22 protein-coding genes are annotated in these 22,193 nt (G+C 74.6%); 11 read left to right on the forward strand and 11 right to left on the reverse strand.

Annotated features, from left to right (window positions below; genetic code table 11):
• Window positions 1-72: 72 nt before the first annotated feature.
• The 5 genes from ACFQBR_RS20750 to ACFQBR_RS20770 form a co-directional block, all read right to left on the reverse strand.
• Complete coding sequence (locus ACFQBR_RS20750) at window positions 73-1,266, reverse strand: L-talarate/galactarate dehydratase (protein ID WP_344176533.1); 1,194 nt, start codon at window positions 1,264-1,266, stop codon at window positions 73-75.
• Window positions 1,267-1,390: 124 nt separating this feature from the next.
• The gene (locus ACFQBR_RS20755; RefSeq protein ID WP_344176531.1) at window positions 1,391-2,722 is read right to left on the reverse strand and encodes an enolase C-terminal domain-like protein; all 1,332 of its coding nucleotides are present in this window, start codon (window positions 2,720-2,722) and stop codon (window positions 1,391-1,393) included.
• Window positions 2,719-4,323 (reverse strand): aldehyde dehydrogenase (NADP(+)), encoded by a 1,605-nt coding sequence (locus ACFQBR_RS20760; RefSeq protein ID WP_344176529.1) that lies wholly within the window; start codon window positions 4,321-4,323, stop codon window positions 2,719-2,721. The genes ACFQBR_RS20755 and ACFQBR_RS20760 overlap by 4 nt, the downstream gene beginning before the upstream one ends.
• A gap of 73 nt (window positions 4,324-4,396) precedes the next feature.
• Complete coding sequence (kdgD, locus tag ACFQBR_RS20765; protein WP_344176690.1) at window positions 4,397-5,302, reverse strand: 5-dehydro-4-deoxyglucarate dehydratase; 906 nt, start codon at window positions 5,300-5,302, stop codon at window positions 4,397-4,399.
• Between the two features lie 136 nt (window positions 5,303-5,438).
• Entirely contained in the window at window positions 5,439-6,332 is an 894-nt protein-coding gene (locus tag ACFQBR_RS20770; RefSeq protein ID WP_344176527.1) for a LysR family transcriptional regulator, read from the reverse strand.
• 141 nt (window positions 6,333-6,473) lie between these two features.
• Between ACFQBR_RS20770 and ACFQBR_RS20775 the strand changes: the two genes are divergently transcribed.
• The 3 genes from ACFQBR_RS20775 to ACFQBR_RS20785 are packed head-to-tail and all read left to right on the forward strand — an operon-like array spanning window position 6,474 to window position 9,666.
• Window positions 6,474-7,487 carry a Bug family tripartite tricarboxylate transporter substrate binding protein gene (locus ACFQBR_RS20775; protein WP_344176525.1) on the forward strand — a complete coding sequence of 338 codons (1,014 nt, stop codon included), beginning with the start codon at window positions 6,474-6,476 and terminating at the stop codon, window positions 7,485-7,487.
• Window positions 7,484-8,137 (forward strand): tripartite tricarboxylate transporter TctB family protein, encoded by a 654-nt coding sequence (locus ACFQBR_RS20780; protein WP_344176523.1) that lies wholly within the window; start codon window positions 7,484-7,486, stop codon window positions 8,135-8,137. Before ACFQBR_RS20775 ends, ACFQBR_RS20780 begins: the two co-directional genes overlap by 4 nt.
• Before the next feature lie 8 nt (window positions 8,138-8,145).
• Window positions 8,146-9,666 (forward strand): tripartite tricarboxylate transporter permease, encoded by a 1,521-nt coding sequence (locus tag ACFQBR_RS20785; protein WP_344176521.1) that lies wholly within the window; start codon window positions 8,146-8,148, stop codon window positions 9,664-9,666.
• An 18-nt stretch (window positions 9,667-9,684) separates the two neighbouring features.
• Here the strand turns inward: ACFQBR_RS20785 and ACFQBR_RS20790 are convergent, their stop codons facing one another.
• Window positions 9,685-10,338, reverse strand: coding sequence for an HNH endonuclease family protein (locus tag ACFQBR_RS20790; protein ID WP_344176519.1), 654 nt, complete (start codon window positions 10,336-10,338; stop codon window positions 9,685-9,687).
• 252 nt (window positions 10,339-10,590) lie between these two features.
• A complete protein-coding gene (locus ACFQBR_RS20795) occupies window positions 10,591-11,007 on the reverse strand; it encodes an arsenate reductase ArsC (protein WP_344176517.1) in 417 nt (138 codons plus the stop codon).
• 101 nt (window positions 11,008-11,108) lie between these two features.
• Between ACFQBR_RS20795 and ACFQBR_RS20800 the strand changes: the two genes are divergently transcribed.
• The 3 genes from ACFQBR_RS20800 to ACFQBR_RS20810 all read left to right on the forward strand — a co-directional run bounded on the left by ACFQBR_RS20800 (window position 11,109) and on the right by ACFQBR_RS20810 (window position 13,622).
• The gene (locus ACFQBR_RS20800) at window positions 11,109-11,393 is read left to right on the forward strand and encodes an ArsR/SmtB family transcription factor (protein ID WP_267947846.1); all 285 of its coding nucleotides are present in this window, start codon (window positions 11,109-11,111) and stop codon (window positions 11,391-11,393) included.
• On the forward strand, window positions 11,393-12,475 hold the full coding sequence (gene arsB / locus ACFQBR_RS20805) for an ACR3 family arsenite efflux transporter (protein WP_267947847.1): 1,083 nt from the start codon (window positions 11,393-11,395) through the stop codon (window positions 12,473-12,475). Before ACFQBR_RS20800 ends, arsB begins: the two co-directional genes overlap by 1 nt.
• 67 nt (window positions 12,476-12,542) lie before the next feature.
• Window positions 12,543-13,622, forward strand: coding sequence for an ArsO family NAD(P)H-dependent flavin-containing monooxygenase (locus ACFQBR_RS20810; protein WP_344185463.1), 1,080 nt, complete (start codon window positions 12,543-12,545; stop codon window positions 13,620-13,622).
• A gap of 22 nt (window positions 13,623-13,644) precedes the next feature.
• Here the strand turns inward: ACFQBR_RS20810 and ACFQBR_RS20815 are convergent, their stop codons facing one another.
• Window positions 13,645-14,511: an LLM class F420-dependent oxidoreductase gene (locus ACFQBR_RS20815; RefSeq protein WP_344185462.1), complete on the reverse strand. Its 867-nt coding sequence runs from the start codon at window positions 14,509-14,511 to the stop codon at window positions 13,645-13,647.
• Window positions 14,512-14,878: 367 nt separating this feature from the next.
• Here ACFQBR_RS20815 and ACFQBR_RS20820 point away from each other — a divergent pair, with 367 nt between their 5' ends.
• From ACFQBR_RS20820 to ACFQBR_RS20830, 3 genes are all read left to right on the forward strand, one after another.
• Entirely contained in the window at window positions 14,879-15,082 is a 204-nt protein-coding gene (locus tag ACFQBR_RS20820) for a hypothetical protein (RefSeq protein WP_267947851.1), read from the forward strand.
• 161 nt (window positions 15,083-15,243) lie between these two features.
• On the forward strand, window positions 15,244-16,323 hold the full coding sequence (locus ACFQBR_RS20825) for a DUF2293 domain-containing protein (RefSeq protein WP_344185461.1): 1,080 nt from the start codon (window positions 15,244-15,246) through the stop codon (window positions 16,321-16,323).
• A gap of 128 nt (window positions 16,324-16,451) precedes the next feature.
• Window positions 16,452-16,943, forward strand: a complete 492-nt coding sequence (locus ACFQBR_RS20830; RefSeq protein WP_344185460.1) for an FBP domain-containing protein — start codon at window positions 16,452-16,454, stop codon at window positions 16,941-16,943.
• A 127-nt stretch (window positions 16,944-17,070) separates the two neighbouring features.
• Here the strand turns inward: ACFQBR_RS20830 and ACFQBR_RS20835 are convergent, their stop codons facing one another.
• Window positions 17,071-17,265 (reverse strand): DUF1918 domain-containing protein, encoded by a 195-nt coding sequence (locus ACFQBR_RS20835; protein WP_344185459.1) that lies wholly within the window; start codon window positions 17,263-17,265, stop codon window positions 17,071-17,073.
• A 363-nt stretch (window positions 17,266-17,628) separates the two neighbouring features.
• Between ACFQBR_RS20835 and ACFQBR_RS20840 the strand changes: the two genes are divergently transcribed.
• Together ACFQBR_RS20840 and ACFQBR_RS20845 are read left to right on the forward strand one after the other, a co-directional pair.
• Window positions 17,629-18,768: an ATP-binding cassette domain-containing protein gene (locus ACFQBR_RS20840; protein WP_378554149.1), complete on the forward strand. Its 1,140-nt coding sequence runs from the start codon at window positions 17,629-17,631 to the stop codon at window positions 18,766-18,768.
• Between the two features lie 65 nt (window positions 18,769-18,833).
• Window positions 18,834-19,751 (forward strand): ABC transporter permease, encoded by a 918-nt coding sequence (locus ACFQBR_RS20845; protein ID WP_344185457.1) that lies wholly within the window; start codon window positions 18,834-18,836, stop codon window positions 19,749-19,751.
• A 222-nt stretch (window positions 19,752-19,973) separates the two neighbouring features.
• Here ACFQBR_RS20845 and ACFQBR_RS20850 read toward each other — a convergent pair whose 3' ends face one another.
• Together ACFQBR_RS20850 and ACFQBR_RS20855 are read right to left on the reverse strand one after the other, a co-directional pair.
• Window positions 19,974-21,260 (reverse strand): alpha/beta hydrolase family protein, encoded by a 1,287-nt coding sequence (locus ACFQBR_RS20850; RefSeq protein WP_344185456.1) that lies wholly within the window; start codon window positions 21,258-21,260, stop codon window positions 19,974-19,976.
• Window positions 21,261-21,460: 200 nt separating this feature from the next.
• Window positions 21,461-22,168, reverse strand: a complete 708-nt coding sequence (locus tag ACFQBR_RS20855; protein ID WP_267947859.1) for a response regulator — start codon at window positions 22,166-22,168, stop codon at window positions 21,461-21,463.
• Window positions 22,169-22,193: the final 25 nt, after the last annotated feature.

Consider the following 22,193-nt stretch of genomic DNA (forward strand, 5'->3'; position numbering starts at 1 on the left):
ACGGCCCCGGGCGGGAACGCCGCGGGGCCCGCGCGGTGTCGCGCGGGCCCCGGCCGGTCCTGCCGGGCGGGGTCAGCCCGAGAGGGTGGTGCGCCCGTCGGCGTCGACGCGGACGCTCTGGTCGGTCCAGGCACGGGCCTGGTCGCTGATCGTGAAGCCCAGGCCGGGGCGGCCGGGGACGAGCATGCGCCCGTCCTCGATCTCCAGCCGCTCGTCGAACAGCGGCTGGAGCCAGTCGAAGTGCTCCACCCAGGGGTCGATCTCGTAGGCGGCGGCCAGGTGCAGGTGGATCTCCATGGCGAAGTGCGGCGCCATCCGGATCCCCGCCTGCTGGCCGCGGGCCATGATCTTCAGGAACGGCGTGATCCCGCCGACGCGCGCGGCGTCCGGCTGCATGAAGTCGACCGCGCCCGCCCGGATCAGCTCCTCGTGCTCGGCCGCGCTGGTCAGCATCTCGCCGGTCGCGATCGGCGTCGCCAGCTCCCGGGCGAGCGCCGCGTGGCCCTCGGAGTCGTAGGCGTCGAGGGGCTCCTCGATCCAGACGAGGTCGAACTCCTCCAGCACCCGGCCCATCCGCACGGCGGTGCTGCGGTTCCACTGCTGGTTGGCGTCCACCATCAGCGGGAAGTCGCCCAGCTCCTCGCGGACGGCGGAGACGCGGGCCAGGTCGGCGCGCCAGTCCGGCTGGCCGACCTTGATCTTGATGCCGCCGATCCCGCTGGCGCGCGCGGCGCGGGTGTTGTCGAGCACCTGGTCCAGCGGCGTGGACAGGAACCCGCCGGAGGTGTTGTAGCAGTCCACCGCGTCGCGGTGGGCGCCCAGCAGCTTGGCGAGCGGCAGCCCCGCGCGCTTGGCCTTGAGGTCCCACAGGGCGATGTCGATCGCCGCGATCGCCTGGGTGGCCAGCCCGCTGCGGCCGACCGAGGCGCCCGCCCACACCAGCTTCGTCCAGATCCGCTGGATGTCGCTGGGGTCCTCGCCGATCAGCTCGGGGGCGATCTCCTGGGCGTGCGCGTACTGGCCGAAGCCGCCCGCGCGCTTGGAGTAGGTGTAGCCGACCCCCTCCAGGCCCTCCTCGGTGCGGATCTCGGCGAACAGCATCGACACCGACGTGAGCGGCTTCTGCCTCCCGGTCAGCACCTTGGCGTCGCTGATGGGGGAGGCGAGGGGCAGGTCGACGCGCGAGAGCGTGACCTCGCTGATCCTGTCCGCGGCCGCGTGGGCGCGGGGGGTCGTCCCGCTGTCGGAACCGGGCTGGGCGGTCATGGTGTCTCCAGGGTGTGGTTGTGCGGGAGGGCTGCGGCGGCGGGGTCCCGCCGCGCGCACGCGCCCCGGCCGTGGCGGCCCGGGCGCGTGCGGGGTCCGGGGAGGCCCCGGGTGGACGCGGGGCTCACCGGACCGTCGCGGGCCGCTTGGGGTCGAAGGACCAGCCGGGGACGAGGTACCGCATCGCCGCGGCGTCGTCGCGCGCCCCGAGCCCGTGTTCGAGGTAGAGCTCGTGGGCGGCCGCGAGGGCGTCCCTGTCGAGTTCCACGCCGAGCCCGGGGGCGGTGGGCACCTCGATCGCGCCGTCCGCGATCCGGAGCGGCTCGCGGGTGAGCGCCTGGCCGTCCTGCCAGATCCAGTGGGTGTCCAGGGCGGTGATCTTCCCCGGCGCCGCCGCGCCCACCTGCGTGAACATCGCCAGGGAGATGTCGAAGTGGTTGTTGGAGTGCGAGCCCCAGGTGAGCCCGAACTCGTGGCACAGCTGGGCGACGCGCACCGATCCGCGCATGGTCCAGAAGTGCGGGTCCGCGAGCGGGATGTCCACCGCGTGCGAGCGCACGCTGTGGGCGAGCTGCCGCCAGTCCGTGGCGACCATGTTGGTCGCCGTCGGCAGGCCCGTGGCCCGGCGGAACTCCGCCATCACCTCGCGGCCGGAGTACACCCCCTCGGCCCCGCACGGGTCCTCGGCGTAGGCGAGCACCCCGTCCAGCCCCGAGCAGAGCCGGACGGCGTCCTCCAGGAGCCAGCCCCCGTTGGGGTCCAGGGTGATCCGGGCGTCGGGGAAGCGGGCGGCCAGGGCCCGCACCGTCTCCACCTCCTCCTCCCCGGCGAGGACCCCGCCCTTGAGCTTGAAGTCGCGGAAGCCGTACCTCTCGCGCGCCGCCTCGGCGAGCGCGACCACCGCGTCGGGGGTGAGGGCCGGTTCGCGCCGCAGGCGCTCCCAGTCGTCCTTGGGGTCGGCCTCCGCGAGGTAGGGGAGCGGGGTCCGGTCCCGGTCGCCGATGTAGAAGAGGTAGCCGAGCATGGGGACCCGGTCCCTCTGCCGGCCCTCCCCCAGCAGCTCGCAGACGGGGACCTCCAGGTGCTGGCCGAGGAGGTCCAGGAGCGCGGACTCGACGGCGGTGACGGCGTGGACGGTGGTCCGCAGGTCGAAGGTCTGCTCGCCGCGCCCGCCCGCGTCCCGTCCGGCGAAGGCCTCCCCGATCTCGCGGAGCACCTGGTGGACGTGCGAGACCGGGCGGCCGACGACCATCCCGGCGGCGTCGGCGACGGTGCGCCGGATGGGCTCCCCGCCGGGGACCTCGCCGACCCCGGTCCGGCCCTCGCTGTCGGTCAGGATCGCGATGTTGCGGGTGAAGAAGGGGCCGTGGGCGCCGCTGAGGTTGAGCAGCATGCTGTCGTGCCCGGCGACGGGCACCACCTCGAGGTCCACGACGGTCGGGGTCCGGGGGCTCATGCTCGCCCCTCCGCCGGTACGACGGAGCCGTCCACGCGGCGGCTCAGTCCCCACGGGTTGGCCTCGCGCAGGGCGGGCGGGAGGAACGCGTCGGGCACGGACTGGTAGGCGACCGGCCGCAGGAACCTGTGGACGGCGAGGCTGCCGACGGAGGTGCTGCGCGGGTCCGACGTGGCGGGGAAGGGGCCGCCGTGCACCATCGCGTGGTTGACCTCCACACCGGTGGGCCAGCCGCCGAAGAGGATGCGGCCGACCTTGCGCTCCAGGACGGGGATCAGCCGCCGCACGGCGACGGCGTCGTCCGCGGACGCGGGGTCGGCGTGCAGGGTGGCGGTGAGCTGTCCCTCCAAGGACTCCAGCGCCTCGGCGAGAGACTCCGCCAGGGCCTCGGCCGACAGCCCGTCCGCGGGGTAGCGGACCAGCAGGCCGACCGCGCCGAAGACCTCCTCCTGGAGGCGGGGCCGGGTGGTGAACGACTTCAGGCCGGTGGCGAGGAGCATCGGCGCGAGCGCGTTCGGGCCGGGGCCGTCGGTCCCGGTGGCGACCGTCTCGACGTCGGGCTCGGCGGCGAGGGCGTCCGTGCCCGCGGCGCGTGCGGCGGCGATGGGGCCGGTGAGCATGGTCTGCCCGGTGGCCTCCGTGACCAGCCGCTCGGCGGCGGCGAAGAAGCGGTCGCCGTCGGGCGTGGCGGGGACGAGGACGAGCCCCGGGTTGGTGCAGAACTGGCCCGCTCCGAGGGTCAGCGAGCCCACGTACGCCTCCGCCAGCTCCTCGGCCGCGCCGCCGGCCAGCGCGCCCGGCAGGACGACGACCGGGTTGGAGGAGGACATCTCGGCGAACACGGGGACGGGTTCGGGGCGGGCGGCGGCGGTCCGCATGAGCGCGAGGCCCCCGGCGCGCGAGCCCGTGAACGCCACGGCCTTGACGCGCGGGTCGGCCGCGAGGGCCTGCCCGATCCCGTTGCCCTCGCCGAACAGCAGGGAGAACACGCCCCCGGGGAGCCCGCTGTCCGCGACCGCCCGGGCGACCGCCCGGCCGACCAGCTCCGCGGTGCCGGGATGGGCGTTGTGGGCCTTCACCACGACCGGGCAGCCCGCCGCGAGCGCCGAGGCGGTGTCGCCGCCCGCGGTGGAGAAGGCGAGGGGGAAGTTGCTCGCCCCGAAGACCACCACGGGGCCCAGCGGCACGTGGGCCTGGCGGACGTCGGGGCGGGGGGCGGGGCGCCGGTCGGGGAGGGCGGGGTCGATGCGCGCCTGGAGGGCGTCCCCCTGCTCCACCACGTCGGCGAACATCCGCAGCTGGCCGACGGTGCGGCCCCGCTCGCCCTCCAGCCGCGCCGCCGGGAGGCCGGTCTCCCGCACGGCCCGCGCGGTCAGCTCCTCGCCGATCCCGTCGATGTTGTCGGCGATCCTGCGGAGGAAGGCGGCCCGCTCCGCCGGGGTCTGGGCCCGGAAGGCGTCGAAGGCGGCCTCCGCCGCCCGCGTCGCGGCCTCGATCTGCGCGGAACCGACCAGGCCGAAGGCCGGTCCGACCTCCTCACCGGTGGCGGGGTCGGTGGCGAGGAGGGAACCGGCGTTCCCCTCGACCGGTTCCCCGGCCACGAGCGATCTTCCTTCGACGGGCACTGCGGTACCTCCTGGTAGGGGTGCGGCGGGTTCTGTCCGGGGTTCCGGCTCAGGAGACCTTGGCGATGAGAGCGGCCAGTTCGTCGGTCTCGGCGGGGCTGAGGTCGCTCAGGGGCGGCCTGACCCGGCCGCCGTCGCGGCCGACGGCGTTCAGGCCGGCCTTGACGATGGACACGGCGTAGCCGCGCGTCCGGTCGCGGATGTCGAGGTAGGGGATCACGAAGTCGTTGAGCTTGCGGTAGACCGCCTCGCGGTCCTGGGCGCGCACCGACTCGAAGAACCCGAGGGCGAACTCGGGGAGGAAGTTGTACAGCGCGGAGGAGTACGTGCTGACCCCGAGCTGGAGCAGGGGCAGGGCGAAGGTCTCCGCGGTGGGCAGCCCGCCCACGTACATCAGCCGGTCGCCGACCTTGGCGTAGATCCGCGTCATCAGCTCGACGTCCCCGACGCCGTCCTTGAGGCCGATCAGGTTGGGGTTGCGGTCGGCGAGGGCCGCGACGCTCTCGTCGGTGAACACCGCGTTGGCGCGGCTGTAGACGATGACCCCCAGGTCGGTGGCCGAGCAGACGGCCGTGACGTGCTCGACCAGCCCGGCCTGCCCGGCCTCGGTCAGGTAGGGGGGCAGCAGCAGGATCCCGTCCGCCCCCGCCTCCTGGGCGGCCCTGGCCTGCGCCTTCGCCGTCGCCGTCCCGCCGGTCGCGGGGGCGAGCACGGGCACCGCCCCGGCGACCTCGTCGACCGCGGCGCGCACGACCCGGTCGATCTCGGGCGAGGTCAGCGAGAAGCCCTCGCCCGTGCCCCCGGCCGCGAACAGCCCGGCCACGCCGAAGCCCGACTGCCACGCGAGGTGCTCGCGGTAGCGGGTCTCGTCGAACGCGAGGTCCTGGTCGAAGTGGGTGACGGGGAACGAGAGGAGGCCGGACTTGAGCCGGGTCGCCAGCTCACCGGGGTGCATCAGAGTCACACGTCATCCTTAGGTCGGCAGGTCGGGGTCTCCCTGGCAGGGGCCGGGGCGGTGTTGCCGTTACCGTACGGAGAAGCGTTCGATGCTGTCCAAGAGTTGTTGGGCATTAACTGATACCGGACGGGTATCACGGCAAGGCGGCCCCCTCCGGGGGCCATGCCTCCAGGGCCCGCCGCACGGCGGGGTTGCGCGACTCCCGCAGCCACAGCAGGTGGAGTTCGACCGGGTCCTCCGGCAGGTCCGCGATCTCCAGGTAGGCGACGCCGTCGATGCCCAGCCCGGTCGCCGACCGGGGCACGAACGCGACCCCCCTCCCCGCGGCCACCAGCCACACCATGGTCAGGACCTGGCTGACCGTGTGCACGACGTTCTGGTGGGAGATGGGGACCAGGCGCACCACGAGGTCGTAGAAGTAGCGGGCCCTGGTCGGCGAGTGCATGATCAGCGGCACGTCGACCAGCTCCTCCGCGGCCACGGGGCCCGCGTGCCGCGCCAGGGGGTGGCCCTCCGGCACGGCGACGAGCATCCGCTCGCGGTGCTGGACCCGGGAGCCGAACAGCTCGGTGTCGAAGGGGGGCCGCGCCAGACCGAGGTCGACCTCCTCGTTGAGGAGCGCCGCCACCTGTTCGCGGGTGACCATCTCGAACAGCTCGATGTTGATCTCCGGCAGGACCTCCTCCAGGCGGTTCAGGAGCCCGCCGAGGGGGCCGTAGGACGACGCCGCGGTGAACCCGATCCTGAGCGTCCCGCTCGACCCCGCCGAGATCCGCCGGGCGTGGTCCGGCGCGCTCTCCGCCAGGGTGAGCAGCCGGCGGGCCTCGATGAGGAACGCCTCGCCCGCCGCGGTCAGGGACACGCGCCGGCGGTCGCGCTCCAGCAGCTGCACGCCGACCGTGCGTTCGAGCTTCTGGATCTGGCGGCTCAGAGGGGGTTGCGTCATGGAGAGCCGTTCGGCCGCCCGCCCGAAGTGCAGTTCCTCGGCGACGGCGACGAAGCCGCGCAGCTGGTCGAAGGAGAACATGATGCCAGAAAGGTATCATCTTATGCCGTATTTGCCTTGGACATGCATGGATGACTCCTCTTAGGCTGCCAGACACTCACGAACGTGACGGCACTCACAGTGCACGAAGTGGCGGGCACCCGCCGGATCGAAGGAGTTCGCATGACCCAGGCGCCAGGGAAGAGAACCGCACGTCCAGGGGCGGTCCTCGGGCTCACCGCGGCTCTGTCCCTCTCCGTCGCCGCGTGCGGCGGGAACCTGTCCGGCGGCGCGGCGGGGGGCGAGTTCCCGAGCGGGCCGATCACGATCGCCGTCGGGCAGGACCCGGGCGGGAGCACCGACCTGATCGCCCGCGCCCTGGCCGAGGGCCTCACGGACGACCTCGGCGTCGCCGCCCCCGTGGTCAACACCCCCGGCGCCAACGGCGCCCTGGCGGCCAACGAGGTCGCGGGCCAGGAGCCGGACGGCCAGAACCTGCTGCTCGTCAACGCCTCCCTGACCGCGATCACCCCCCTCGCGGTCTCCGAGGACGAGGCCGTCGCCATCGACGACTTCGAGGTGGTCGCCGGGATCTCCCGCGACGACTACGTGCTGGTCTCGTCCCCCGCCTCCGGCCTGGAGACGCTCGCGGACCTGGAGGACGCCGGGGACGACCTCAAGTTCGGCACCACCGGGGTGGGCACGGGCAGTCAGCTCGCCCAGGAGCTCCTCTTCAACCAGGCCGGGATCTCCGGCACCGCCGTCCCCTTCAACAGCGGCGCGCCCACGCTCACCGCCGTCCTCGGCGACCAGGTGGACGTCGCCGCGATCCAGCTCGGCGAGGCGATCGGGCAGATCGAGGCCGGTGAGCTGAACGCCCTCCTCACCTTCTCCGCGGAGCGCAACGAGTTCCTGGAGGACACCCCCACCGCCGTCGAGGAGGGGTACGAGGTCGAGGTGGCCCAGTACCGCGCGCTCGTCGCCCCCTCCGGTACCCCCGACGACGTCCTGGAGCGCCTGCGCGAGGCGTGCGAGGCCGCGTTCGCCACCGAGCAGTACCGGGCCTTCAACGAGGACAACCTGCTCACCGCCCACGAGATCCCCGGCGACCAGGTGGTCGAGGAGTGGACGTCCTCCCTGGAGTCGTACCGGTCCATGACGGAGGAGTACGGCATCGACCTCGGCGGTTCGCAGTGATCACCTCGCGGGGCGGGAGCCCGGAGGCCGGCGCGGGCGCTGAGGAGGCCGCCGCCGTGCCGGGGGCGCCGGAGGGGTCCGGTCGCGGCGCCGGGGCCTCCGGCGCGACGGAGGCCCCCGACGGACGGCGGGGCCCGGACGGGGCGGAGACCGGTGAACCGTCCGGGCCCGGCCCCGGCGAACCGGAGACGGCCGAGGAGCCCGCACCGCCCCCCGCGGGACCCGTGACCAACACCGTGGTCGCCCTCGTGGTCGTCGCCCTCGGCGCCGCCGGGCTGGCCGGCTCGTGGTCGCTCGGCCTGGGCGAGGCGTCGGCCCCCTCCGCCGGCATGTGGCCGTTCCTGGTCAGCGCGGCGATCACCTGCCTCGGCGCCGCCCTGGTGTTCCAGGCGCGGCGGACCCGGGACGCCGAGAGGTTCTCCTCGTCCAGCTGGGCGGTCCTGGCCGGCCTGGCCACCATGGCGGCCTTCGCCTCCCTCGTCGGGGTGATCGGCTTCGAGATCCCGGCCGCGGTGCTGGCCTTCGTGTGGCTGCGGTTCATCGGCGGCGAGTCCTGGCGCCTGTCCGTCCTGACCAGCCTCGGCATCGTGGTCGCCTTCTACCTGCTCTTCGTCGCTGTCCTGGCAGTGCCGATCCCCCATCTCTTCTAGGAGCGACGATGGATTTCCTGACCCCCGTGATCGACGGGTTCGGCGTCGTCCTCGAACCGGCCAACCTGCTCTACTGCCTGCTCGGCGTCGTGGTCGGGATGCTGGTCGGCGTGCTCCCCGGACTCGGCCCGGCGGCGACCATCGCGATCCTGCTGCCCCTCACCTTCGGGGTGGAGCCGGTGACCGCGATCATCATGCTCGCGGGCATCTTCTACGGGGCCCAGTACGGCGGCACCATCACCTCCGTCCTGCTCCGGCTCCCCGGCGAGGCCTCCTCCGTGGTGACCGTCTTCGACGGCCACGCCCTGGCGCGCAAGGGCAGGGCGGGGACCGCGCTCGGCATCGCGGCGATCGGGTCCTTCGTGGGCGGCACGGTGTCGATCGTGGCCCTGTCGCTGCTCGCGCCCGTGGTCGCGGGTTTCGCCCTGGACTTCGGCCCCCCGGAGTACACGGCGCTGGCCCTGCTGGGCATCCTGCTGGTCGCCACGGTCAGCAACGGCGGGCGCGTGAAGGCGATCGTCGCCGCGTGCCTCGGCCTCCTCCTGGCCACGGTCGGACGCGACATGTTCACGGGCGCGGAGCGGTTCACCTTCGAGTCCCTCTCCCTGGCGGACGGGCTCGACTTCGTCCCGATCGCGATGGGCGTCTTCGGCCTCGGCGAGATCCTCTACAACCTGGAGGAGCGGAGGAAGGGCGCGGTCGCCCCGGCCAGGGTGGCCAACGCGTGGCCCTCCCGCGCCGACCTGCGCCAGTCGTCCGGGGCGATCGGCCGCGGCTCCGTGCTCGGCTTCTTCCTCGGCATCCTCCCCGGCGGCGGCGCCACGCTGTCGTCCCTCGCGGCGTACGCGCTGGAGAAGCGCCGGTCCAAGACGCCCGAGCGCTTCGGCCACGGAGCGGTCGAGGGCGTGGCCGCGCCGGAGTCGGCGAACAACGCGGCCGCGACCTCCTCCTTCATCCCGCTGCTCACGCTCGGGATCCCCGCCAACGCCACGATGGCGATGATCTTCGGCGCGCTCATGATCCAGGGCGTGACCCCCGGGCCGCAGCTGGTCTCCGAGGACCCCGACCTGTTCTGGGGCGTGGTGAACTCGATGTACATCGGGAACATCCTGCTGCTGATCATGAGCATCCCGCTGGTGGGGCTGTTCGTGAAGATCCTGCGGGTCCGGGGGAGCATCCTCGCCCCGATCACCGTGCTGATCACGCTGGTGGGCGTCTACACGGTCCGCAACAGCGTCTTCGACATCGCCCTCGTGGTGGTGTTCGGCCTGGTCGGCTACCTGATGAAGAAGTTCGGCTTCGAGCCCGGCCCGCTGGTGCTCGCGTTCGTCCTCGGGTCCCTGCTGGAGACCTCGCTGCGCCGCTCGCTCCTCGTCTTCGACGGGGACCCGACCGGGTTCCTCACCCGGCCGATCTCCGGCACGCTGTTCCTGCTGCTGGCCGTCGTGGTCCTCCTCCCGCTCGCGCAGAAGCTGTTCAGGGCGCGGCGCGGGACCGCCCGGGCGGAGCGGGAGAAGGCGGACGCCTGACCCGCCCGGGCGGGCGGGTCAGGCCGCGGGCACGGTGTCGACCACGGCGTCGGGGCACTCCGCGGCGGTCGTCGCGAGGACGTCCGCCTCGGCCTGGTCGACGCTGAGCGACCAGCGCGTCTTCACGGTGGTCCACTCGGTGACGTACCGGCACAGGGCGGCCTCCGACGGGGGCAGCCACTGGGCCGGGTCCTTGTCGGCCTTGGCGCGGTTCTCCCCCGCGGTGACCGCGACCAGGGCGACCTCCTCGTCGAGGTCGTTGGCGTAGGCGCGGCGCCGCTCGGTGGTCCACTCCGAGGCCCCGGAGTCCCAGGCCTCGGCGAGGGGCACCATGTGGTCGATGTCGAGCCCCCGCGCCTCGGTGTGGACGCGGTCGTCGTAGTAGCTCTGCCACTCGCCCCCGGTGAGGCGGCACCGCTCGTCGGCCTCGGGGGCGGTGGTGGCCTCGGCGATCAGGACCTCCATACGGGTGTTGCAGCCGTCGCGGTCCTGGTCGGTCCAGTGCGGGAACAGGGAGCGGTCGTAGCCCTCCCGGCTCTCGCCGGCGACGGGCAGCGCCGCGACGGCGTCGGCGAGGGGGACGGGCGCGGCCGCGTGGGCGGTGGCGGGGGAGAGGGCGAGGACGGCGAGGCCGAGGGCGCCGGCTGTTGCGGTGAGAGCTGACGGGCGCAAGGGAATCCTTCACATCGGTTGCTGTGTGTGAAGGGTCTGCGCCGTACGGTGCCCGTGGAAACGCGGCCGCCCGTCACGGGCCCCGGGGCCGGGTGCAGACCGGGGGAAGCCGGGGCAAGGCCCCCGGCGGGCGCGGTGTATCGGTCATGCACGCGGTGTGAGCAGCGCGGGTCCGATACCCGGGCGTCCGGGGCGGGCGCCGGGCGGAGGGGGGATCCCGCCGCGGCGGTCCCGGATGGAGGGGCGCGGCGGTCAGGCCCCGTCGGGCACGAGCTCGCGGACGAGGGCCTCGACGCGCCTCCTGATCTCGTCGCGGATGGGGCGGACGGCCTCCACGCCCCGGCCTGCGGGGTCGGGCAGGTCCCAGTCCAGGTAGCGCTTGCCGGGGAAGAACGGGCAGGCGTCGCCGCATCCCATCGTGACGCACACGTCGGAGGCCTCGACGGCCTCGGGGGTGAGGACCCGGGGGCGTTGGCCGGTGATGTCGACGCCGACCTCGGCCATGGCCTCGACGACGGCGGGGTTGAGCGAGTCGGCGGGGGCGGAGCCCGCCGAGCGGACCTCGATCCGGCCCCCGGACAGGTGGCGGAGCCAGGCCGCGGCCATCTGGGAGCGTCCGGCGTTGTGCACGCAGACGAACAGGACCGACGGCTTGTCGTGGTCGCCCATGGTGATGGCCCCTGTCGGGTTCCGGGTGCGGTGGCACGTGTGCTCGGGAGCTGACGGTGCGATAGTATCAGCATGTGCTGATATCAGTGAATGCTGACTCGATGAGAGTGCTCTCCGACCCCCTGCGCCTGAGGATCGTGACCCTGCTGGCCCGCGAGACCCTGTGCACGACCCACCTCGTGGAGGAGACCGGGGCCCGGCAGACCAACCTGTCCAACCACCTGCGGATCCTGCGCGAGGCGGGGGTGGTGGAGACCGAGCCCTGCGGCCGGTTCACCTACTACCGGCTCCGCCCCGAGGCCCTGGAGACCCTCTCCGAGGGGCTGGCCGGACTGGCCGCCACGGCCCGTTCCTCCGGCGCGGCCGGGAACCGGAGGCCGTGCTGATGACCCCGACCGACAAGACGGCCGGCGGCACGGACGGGTCCGTCGCCGCCGGGCTCTCGGTCCTGGACCGGTTCCTGGCGGTGTGGATCCTGCTCGCCATGGCTGTCGGCCTGGGCCTGGGCCGCCTGGTCCCCGGGCTGAACGGGGCCCTGGCGGCGATGGAGGTCGGCGGGATCTCGCTGCCCATCGCCCTGGGCCTGCTCGTCATGATGTACCCGGTGCTGGCCAAGGTCCGCTACGACCGGCTGGACACCGTCACCCGCGACACCCGGCTGCTCGTGTCCTCCCTGGTGGTCAACTGGGTCGTGGGCCCCGCGGTGATGTTCGCCCTGGCCTGGATCTTCCTGGCCGACCTGCCCGAGTACCGCACCGGCCTGATCATCGTCGGCCTGGCCCGCTGTATCGCCATGGTCGTCATCTGGAACGACCTGGCCTGCGGCGACCGCGAGGCCGCCGCCGTCCTGGTGGCGCTCAACTCCGTCTTCCAGGTGCTCGTGTTCGGCGTGCTCGGCTGGTTCTACCTCGACCTGCTCCCCGGGTGGCTGGGCCTGGACACCGACGGGCTGGACGTCGGTCCCTGGCCGATCGCCCTCAACGTGGTCGTCTTCCTCGGTATCCCCCTGGCGGCGGGGTTCCTGACCCGCCTGCTCGGGGAGAGGAGGATGGGGCGGGAGCGCTACGAGTCGGCGTTCCTGCCCCGGATCGGCCCCTGGGCCCTGTACGGGCTGCTGTTCACCATCGTGCTGCTCTTCGCCCTGCAAGGGGACAGGATCACCGGCCGGCCGCTGGACGTGGTGCGCATCGCCGTTCCGCTGCTGGCCTACTTCGCCCTCATGTGGTTCGGCAGTTTCGCCTTCGGCAAGGCGATCGGCCTGGACTACGACCGCACCGCCACGCTGGCCTTCACCGCGGCGGGCAACAACTTCGAGCTGGCCATCGCGGTGGCGATCGCGACCTTCGGCGTCACCTCGGGCCAGGCCCTGGCCGGAGTGGTGGGCCCCCTCATCGAGGTACCCGTGCTCATCGCCCTGGTCTACGTCTCCCTGGCCTGGCGGCGGAGGTTCGCCCCCGGTCGGAGGTAGGAGGGCCGCCGGGGGAGGACCGGGCGGCGGGGACGGGCACGGTGGGACGGAGCACGGAGGGGACGGGATGGACGCGCGTGACCACAGGTTCGACGCGGTGGTGGTCGGCGGAGGCCAGGCCGGGCTCGCCGCGGGGTACTACCTGAGGAGGGCGGGGGCCGACTTCGTCGTCCTGGACGCCGGGACGCGGCCGGGCGGGTCCTGGAACGAGTACTGGGGGTCGCTGCGGCTGTTCTCCCCGGCGGAGCACAGCATGCTGCCCGGCTGGTGGATGCCGCGGGAGGAGGGGCGGGAGTACCCCTCGGCCGGGCACGTCGCCCGGTACCTGTCCGCGTACGAGCGGCGCTACGGGCTTCCGGTGCGCCGCCCGGTGACCGTCACGGGCGTGGAGCGCGAACCCGGCGGACTCGCGGTCCGCGCCGGTACGCGGACCTGGCACGCCCGGCACGTCGTCAGCGCGACCGGGACGTGGAGGGCCCCGTACATCCCCTCCGTCCCGGGCCGCGAGGACTTCGGGGGCGTCCAGGCGCACACCGCGGACTACCGGGGCCCCGGCGCGTTCGCGGGGCGGCGGGTGGTGGTCGTCGGCGGCGGCAACTCGGCCGCGCAGATCCTCGCCGAACTCTCCGAGGTCGCCACGACCACGTGGACGACCTCCCGGCCGCCGCGGTTCCTGCCCGACGACGTGGACGGCCGGGCGCTGTTCGCCATCGCCACCCGGCGCCAGAGGGCCGTTCGCGACGGCTCGGGGGCCGGGGCCCCCGGCCCCGGGGACCTCGGCGACATCGTCGCCGTGCCGGGCGTGCGCGAGGCCCGCGCCCGAGGCGCCCTCGAGGCGGAGCCGATGTTCGACCGGGTCACCGCCACGGGCGTGGCCTGGGCCGACGGCACGGTCCTGGACTGCGACGCGATCCTGTGGTGCACCGGCTTCCGTCCGGTACTCGACCACCTCGCCCCGCTCGTGCCGTCGGCCGGCGAGGGGCGGATCGCCCTGGACGGGACCCGCTCCGCGGACGAGCCGCGCCTGACCCTCCTGGGATACGGCGACTGGACCGGGGCGGCCTCGGCCACCCTCATCGGCGCGGGCCGCACCGCCAAGGAGGCCGTCGCCGGGATCGTCGCCGACCTGGAGGCCGGGGAGCGCTAGGGCCGGGCCGCGGAGGCGCGGCCTACGCCTCGGCGACCTCGGGGAGCGCCGAGGTCAGCAGGTCGATCGCGCGGCGGGGGTCCGGGAACCCCTGGCCGAACGCGTACGCCACCGTGAACCCGGCCTCCCGCAGGTCCAGCAGCTGTCCGACCAGGGCGCCCCGGGTCGTGTTCGGCGTGAAGGGGAACGTGGCGGTCTTCTCGATCGTGTCGTAGTCGCGGCCCACCGCGTCGCAGTGGCCCCTGAGGACGTCGAGCTTGTGCCGGGCCTCGGGGCCGCCGAAGAGGTTGCAGGCGTCCGCGTACTGCGCGACCAGCCGCAGGGTCTTGCGCTCGCCCGTGCCGCCGACCATCAGGTACGGGTGCGGGACGGAGAGGTTCTGCGGCGAGTTCAGGGTGCGGGCCAGCTGGTAGTGCTCGCTCTGGTAGGCGCCGTCGCCGTCGCCCCACATCTGGAGGCAGATCTGGAGGGTCTCCTCCAGGCGTGTGAACCGCTCGGCCGTCGGCGGGAACGGGATGCCGAGCCCGCGCGCCTCGTCCTCGTACCAGGCGGCGCCGATGCCCAGCCCGGCCCGGCCGCCGGAGAGCACGTCCAGGGTGCTGACCTGCTTGGCCAGGACGCCGGGATGCCGGTACACGGCCGCCGTGACCAGGGTGTGCAGCAGCACCCGCTCGGTGTTCGCGGCCAGGAACCCGAGGGTGGTGTAGGCCTCCAGCATGTCGTTCTCGCGGGGGCCGGTGGCGTCGCCCATCTGCCACAGGTGGTCCATCACGGTGATGCGGGCGATCCCCGCCGCCTCGGCGTGGCGGGCCGTCTCGGCGAGCGTGCGGCCCAGTGCGGGGGCCCCGCCGGCCCAGGTGAAGTCGGCTGTGTGCAGACCGAGTTCCATGTGTCCTCCTCGACGCGGGCCCGGCGGTGTCCGGGCCCGTGCCCAGTGTGCGCCCGCGGCCCCGGCCGGGCCGGGGTGTGACACGGCCGGGACGCGTGCCGCCCGGCCCGCAGGCGCGCGGCGCGTGCCCGAACGGCCGCCTCGTCCTCCCCGGCGGCGGGGGTGCCGCCGCCGGGCAGGACGCGCGCACGGCCCGTCCGACACGGATGGGGAAGGCGCGGACCGCCACGGGACCGTCCGGGTGGCGCCGCGCGAGCCGGTGGGGGTGTCGCGGCGGCGTCCCGGTCCCGGTTCACGGCCTGCGGCGCGTCCCGGATAGGGTGTGGGCCGTGCCGGAGCCGGCACCGGGCAGCGGGGAGGAGGCAGGGTGAGGATCTCCTCCGTCGTCTCCTTCGCGGTCTTCGTGCTCGTGTTCATGGTGTCCCGGGAGGCCACCCGCCGCGCCCTCGAGGAGTGGGTCGCGCTGGAGGGCGTCGTCCTCTGGGGCGCCTCCTTCGCCGCTTCGCTGGCACTCGCCGCCCTCGCCTCCGGCGCCGTTCTCCACGTCGCCCGCCTCCTCGGGCGGGACTGAACCCCGGCTCCGCCGCGCTCACGGGCACGTCGGCGGGCGTCCCGGAGCTTCGCCCCGCCGTCCCGCCCGCCGGGTGCGAAGGCCGGACCGCCCCGGGCGGAGGCGACACTAGGCTGGTGCGCCGAGACGTCGGATGAGCGGAACGGTCGGGGAACACGGGCATGCAGCCGGATCTGGAGACGAAGCTGGGACGCAGGGTGTCGGCCGCCGCGACCGGCGCCGTCGCACGGCGCGGGGCGGTGTCCGTGCTGGACGCGTTCACCTCCCTGGGATGGGTCACGGACAAGGCCCTCGACACCTGGCGCCAGGGGCGCGCCGACTCCCTCGACGCGCTCGTCCAGGCACCCGCCGCCCGGCAGCGCGAGGCCGTCGAGCTCCTGCGCGCGTGGGCCGAGCGGCAGCGCATGACGCGGGAGGAGGGCGAGTACCTCGCCGCGTCCCGTGAACGGCGCGACCTGCGGTTCACGGCCGACGGGGATCCGCTCTGGGAAGAGGCCTTCCGGGCCCACTGGATCTCGCCCGACGCGACCGGGGCGCAGCGCAAGCGGGAGGAGAAGCGCCGTACCAAGGCCCCCGACCTCGTCGTGCTGGAGTCCGCGGGGCCGTGGGAGTGCGCCTCCTGCGGGGAGCCAGGGACGGACCTGCAGCGCAGGGAGGACGACGCCCCGCACTGCCTGTCCTGCACCGACATGGACCACCTCGTCTTCCTGCCGGCGGGCGACGCCGCGCTCACCCGCCGCGCGAAGAAGGAGAGCGGGCTCTCGGCGGTCGTCATGCGCTGGGTCCCCTCCCGCCGCAAGCACCGGAGGACGGGCCTGCTCGTGGAGGAGTCCGCGCTGGAGAGGGCCGAGGCCCTGTGCCTGGCGGACGAGGACGTCCGGGAGCGCCGACGCGAGCGGGACGCGGTCCGCCGCGCGGCGCAGGACGTGGAGTTCCAGGGGCGCTTCGCCGAGGAGATCGCCCTCCGGTTCCCGGGGTGCCCGGACGGCCGCGCGCTGCGGATCGCCGAGCACGCGGGCACCCGCGGCAGCGGAAGGGTGGGCCGGTCGGCGGCGGGCCGCGCCCTGGACCCGGGGGCGGTGCGCCGCGCGGTCGTGGCGTCGATCCGGCACGAGGACACCGACTACGACGAACTGCTGATGGCCGGCGTCCCCCGCGAGGAGGCGCGCTCCCGCATCGCGGACCGCATCGACCGGGTGCTGGCCGCGTGGGGCGGGAAGGGTGTCCCCCCGGGCGCCTGACGGCACGGGAGCCTCCGGCCCCCGCGGCGGGCCGTCACGTTCCCGGCGTACCCGCCCGCGGAGCCCGCAGATCCCCGCGGCGGATATCCCGTTGCCGGGGACGTCCGCGCAGGTCTAGCGTTTCCACCATGAGAGCTGTGACCGAGAAGGAGATCCGCGGATCGTTCGTCAACTGTTCCAAGGGGGAGGCGACGAGGCTGGCCCTGCCGCGCGACCTCGCGACGCGTCCGTGGGAGGACCTGGACTTCCTCGGCTGGCGTGACCACACCGCGCACGAGCGCGCCTACCTGGTCATCGAACGGGACGAGGGCCTCGTGGGGGTGGCGTTCCGGCTGCCGAGCGTGCGGACGGGGCTGCGCCGCAGCATGTGCTCGGTGTGCCTGACGACGCATCCGGGCCAGGGGGTGACCCTGATGGCCGCGCCCCGGGCGGGGAAGGCCGGACGGGAGGGGAACACGGTGGGGCTGCACATGTGCGCGGACTTCGCCTGCTCGCTGTACGTGCGCCGCAAGAAGGAACCGGAGACCGGCGGACGGTTCGAGGAGTCCCTCACCGTGGACGAGCAGATCGAGCGGGCCATGACCAACCTGTCGGGTTTCCTGGACCGCGTGACCGGATGACCGGATGACCGCGTGACCGAATGAGCGGTCGGCGGGACCACCGCGTGCGGGGCGCTCGGGGCCCCGCCCCCGGACAGGCGGCCCCCCCGGCACGGGGCGGCGGCCTCCCCGCCGCCCCGTGCCGCCGTCAGTCCACCGGTTTGCGGGGCTCCACCACCGTGTCCGGCCCGGGGTAGACCAACCGCTCCTGGCCGTTCGGGAACCGCACCACGTACGGGGGGCCGTCCTCGGCCCCGCGCACCTCCACGATCTCCCCGGTGTGCTGCCCCTCTGTGCTGGTGACGCCGTGCATGTGCACGTGGTCGCCGACGGACGCCCGCATGTCCTCCCCCGTTCCGGCCGGGTCGGTCCGGCCTCGAACGGGGCCTACCCGCGGTCCCGGCCGCGTGAAACGGGCGGGTCGGCGACCGGGGACAGGCCCCGCTGGTACAGCCCGGCCGCGTGGGCGGCCGCCCACGATCGGTGCCGCCCAGCGCGGCGGCGATGTCGGCGGGTCGCGTCCCGTGACCCGTGAGGTGGCGCCCTTCACAGCAGCTCCGCGTGGCGGCGGTCGGTCTCGCGCACGGGTGCCTCCGGACTCTAGGCACAAGTGAGTAGTCGGGCCCCGACGAACCACAGATGTGGGGAGGGGGCCCCGGTTCCTAGCGTGGTGCACCGAGGTTCCGGAGGAAAGAGAGGGGACGCGGTGATCACCGTACGAGACCTGACCAAGCGCTACGGGAGGGGGAAGGCCGTGGACGGGCTGACGTTCACGGCCGAGCCGGGGCGGGTGACCGGGTTCCTGGGGCCCAACGGCGCCGGGAAGTCCACCACGATGCGGGTGCTGCTGGGCCTGGTCCGGCCCACGTCGGGGGAGGCCCTGGTCAACGGGCGGGTGTACGAACGTCTGGCGCGCCCCTCGCGCGAGGTCGGCGCACTGCTGTCCCCGGAGGCCGCGCACCCGGGCCGCAGCGCCCGCGCGCACCTCACCGCGAAGGCGGTGGGAGCGGGGATCCCCCGGCGCCGGGTGGACGAGGTCCTGGCGGAGGTCGGGCTGGCGGAGGTCGACCGCAGGAGGGTCGGCGGGTACTCGCTCGGCATGAGGCAGCGGCTGGGCGTCGCCGACGCCCTGCTGGGCGACCCGGGCGTGCTCCTGTTCGACGAACCGGTGAACGGGCTCGACCTGGACGGCGTGCGGTGGATGCGCGACCTGACGCGGGGGCTGGCTGCCGAGGGCCGCACGGTGTTCGTCTCCAGCCACCTGATGAGCGAGATGGAGATGGTCGCCGACCACCTGGTCGTCGTGGGCCGGGGGAGGCTGATCGCGGACGCCCCCCTCGACGACGTGATCGCGGCGTGGTCGCGCAAGCACGTCCTGGTGCGCAGTCCGGACGCCGGTCGGCTGCGGGAGCGGCTGGAGAAGGCCGGCCCGGGGGTGCGCGTCGAGGACGCGTCCGGGGACGGCGGGGACGGAGCGGGGGACGCGGTCGGCACGGACCGCACCGGTGCGGGGGAGGTCCCCGGCGGGGAACCGGTCCCCGGCGCACCGGGCCGGGGACCGGCGGCGGACGAGCGCGGCGGGCCCGCCGCCGGGCTGCGCGTGTTCGGACTCGGCGCGGAGGAGGTCGGCGACCACGCGCACGCGGCGGGCGCGCGGGTCCACGGCCTGCGGGTCGTGGAGGCGTCGCTGGAACAGGCCTACCTGGAGCTCACGGGGGACGCCGTCGAGTACGGCTCCCGTGCGGCGGGGGTCGCGCGGCGGTCCGCCGGGGCCTCCGGCACGGGAACCGGCGCCGGGGCGGCGGGCCCGGCCTCCCCGGTCGGGACCGGGGGGACGGCGGCCTGATGCGGACGGGACGGCGGTTGGACGGAGAGGCCACGGGAGGCGGCGGAATGCGAAGGTGGGACGGGATGAGCGGTACGCGCGAGGGCGGACGGGCCGGGCGGGGGAGCGGGGCTCCCGGGGAGGAGGCCGGCGGAGCGGTCGCCCTCGGAAGGGGGCCGGGGGCCGGGGCGCCCCGGAGCTCCGGCGGGGAGGGGCCGCCCCGGGCCGGCGCCGAACTGCTCCGGGAGACCGGGGCCGAGTGGGTCCGGCAGTCGTCGCTGCGGTCCACCTGGGCGGTGGTCGCGGTGGCGCTGGCGGGCATGGCCGTGTTCGCGGCCCTGATGGGCTACACCGAGCTGACGCGCATCCTGGAGAACCCGGACGAGGCGGACAGCGCCGCGTTCATGCGGCTCACCTCCCAGGGGCACTACTACCTGGTGCAGTTCGCGGTGCTGGTCCTCGCGGCGCTCGCCTCCACCGGTGAGTTCGCCAACCAGAGCGTCACGAGCACGCTGCTGTGGCGGCCGAGGCGGGAAGTGGTGCTGGCGGCGCGCACGCTGGTGTCCGCGGGCCTGGCCTTCGGGGTGGGGGTGCTCTCGACCCTGGTGGGGGTGGCGGTGCTGGCGGGGTTCGTGGCACCGTACGCGGGCGTCGACGTGCCGGAGGCGGTGGTGGCGGCGCTGGGCGCGGGCCTGTGCATGGCGCTGTTCGCGGTGCTGTTCACCGGTGTCGGCACGGCCCTGCGGAGCATGCCGGGCACGATCACCCTGGGTTTCCTGGTGCTGCTGGGCCTGCCGATGGTCATGCAGCTGTCCCAGGTGCAGGCGATCGGCGACGCCGCGTCGCTGATGCCGGGACTGGCCGGCGTCGAGTTCTACGCGGGGGGCGACGTGGGGTTCTACACGGCGCCCTACGACGGGCCGGTGAACATCCTGGCGGTGGTGGGCTGGGCCGTGGCCGCGCAGATCGTGGCCCGCACCGAGCTGCGCGTCCGCGACGTCTAGCGGGCTGATCGGCGGGGCCCGGGGCGCGTGCCCGTGCGCGCCGCCTCCGCCGCGGCGGTCCGCTGCGGAGGCGGCGCCGTCCGCTTCCGTGCGCCCCGCTTCCGCGCGCCCCGCGCCCCGGCGCGTCCTTCCCGCATTCCGCGAGGGGCCGGCCGGGGCCCGGTACGGCGGGCCGGGCGGCGGGGGCACGCCGCCCGGCCCCTCGCCCGGGGCGGGCGCCGGTCAGGGCTGTTCCACGAACTCCACGGCGGGGAAGTCGGCGGAGGGCCCGTCGAGCAGCGGCGCGTCCTCGCCGCGCAGGTGGGCGTCGAAGAACGCCGTGATGTAGGCGCGCTGGGTCCGCACCGACTCCTCGGGGTCGATCGTGCCGATGCCCGCCTCGACCGCCTCGTGCCACGCGTTCGAGTCCGGGCGGTGGACCTCGGCGAGGGCGGGCAGGATCCACTGGTGGTCCGTGTAGCCCATGTGCTCGCCGTCGGCCGTGTACAGCTCCAGGACGGGGGCGGACGAGGCCTGCACGAACCTCTGGAAGGCCTCGTTGTACCCGCTGTTGTGCGGCAGGCGCCGGATACCCGACAGCCCGGCGTCGAGGATCGCGAACGGCCGGTCCGCCCCCTCCAGGGTGGAGTCCGCCCACACCCCGTCGCCCGTGTGGTACGAGAGGGTGCCGTCCAGGTCGACGCCCGCGTCGATCCGGTCGTCCACCAGCATCGTCTCGGCCGTGGTCAGGCCCCCGGCGGAGTGGCCGAACATGCCCAGGGCGTCGGTGTCGAGGGAACCGCCCAGGCCGGCGGGCAGTTCCCGGCCGTCCACGTCGGGGTTGCGCCCGGCGGCCAGTTCCGCCACCTGGTCCAGGACGAAGCGGGCGTCCGCCGTCCGGACCGCGATGGCCTCCTGGTAGGTCTCCGTCTCCGTGTCCGGGACCCGGGTCCGGATGACGCGCCCGTCCGGCAGGTCGACGGCGGGCGTCTCGTAGGTGTGGTCCATGGACACGACCGCGTAGCCGTGGGAGGCGAGCTCCTCGGCGTTCGAGGTGTTGAGGAACCGGTTCATCCGGAAGCCGGGGGAGAAGAGGACGACGGGGAAGGGGCCCGCGTCAACCGCGGCGTCCGCGTCCAGGAGGGCGTTGGCGCGGGACGACTCCAGGTCCACGGTGTCGCGGTGGAGCCCGACCTGCTCCAGCTCGCTCCGCAGCGTTCCCTGGAGAGACCTGGTCATGTACGGGGCCCGCTCCTCCCCGCCGTCCACGGCCGGGTACCAGACGCTCACCGTGAGGTCCCTGTCGTCGGAGCCCTCCGCCCAGGGGTGGCCGCGGCCGGGGTCGACGAGGTGGAGTTCCGTGCGGCCGACCGGGTGCGGACCGGTGGGCTCGGGAGGGTGGAGGACCACGCTTCCCGGGTTGGTGGCGGCGGTGATGGCGGCGGGGGCGGAGAACGTCGCGGTGAGGACGAGCGCGGCGGACCCGTAGGCGAGCGCGCGCTTCCTCCCGGCGGAGCCAGTGCTGATCATGTGCAGCATCCTCGCCCTCCGGGGCGCCCCCGCACATCGCCTGGACGGCAGCGGGCGGATAGGCACAAAGGGGTAGGCGGGCGGAGGGCCGCGCCTCCCCGGCGGCCGTGTCGGCGGCTCCGGCGGGGCGGACCGCCCGGTGGTCGCGGGAGGGGCGCGGAGCCGCGGAGCAGCAGAGCCCGGCCGGGGCCGGGGCGGCGTCAGCGCCCCCGGAGCAGTCCGGCCTCGTGGGCGAGGACGGCGGCCTGGACCCGGTTGCGGACGCCGAGCCCGGTGAGGATGGCCCCCACGTGCACCTTCACGGTGCCCGGGGCGATGGCGAGGCGGCGGGCGACCTCGTCGTTCGAGCAGCCCTCGCCGACCAGCGCCAGCACCTCGCGCTCGCGCGCGGTGAGCCGGCCCACCCGCTCGCGGGCGGCCGACGCCCGGGACAGGCGGGGGCCGGAGGCGTCGAGTTCGTCGATCACCCGGCGCGCCACCTCCGGCGACAGGTAGGCGCCGCCGTCCGCGACGGCGCGCAGCCCCGCCACCAGCTGCTGGGGGTCCCCGCTCTTGAGGACGAACCCGTCGGCGCCCCCCGCCAGGGCCCGGCCGATGTAGGCGTCCTCGGAGAAGGTGGTGAGGACGACGACCGCCGTCCCCGGGTACTCCGCGACGATCGCCTCCGTCGCCGCCAGGCCGTCCGTGCCGGGCATCTGGACGTCGAGCAGGGCGATGTCGGGCCGGTGCTCCGCCACCAGGGCCACGGCGGCGGCGCCGTCGGCGGCCTCTCCCACGACCTCGATGCCGGGCACCGAGGACAGGATGGCGCGGAGGCCCGCGCGCATCATCGCCTCGTCGTCGGCGAGGACGACGCGCAGCGTCGTGCCCGCGACGCCCGCGTCGCGTCCACCGTCTGTCGCGTTCACCCGGACACCCTACCGGCGGCGCGCC

The sequence above is a fragment of the Nocardiopsis tropica genome, from assembly GCF_042660575.1.
Classification (GTDB): domain Bacteria; phylum Actinomycetota; class Actinomycetes; order Streptosporangiales; family Streptosporangiaceae; genus Nocardiopsis; species Nocardiopsis tropica.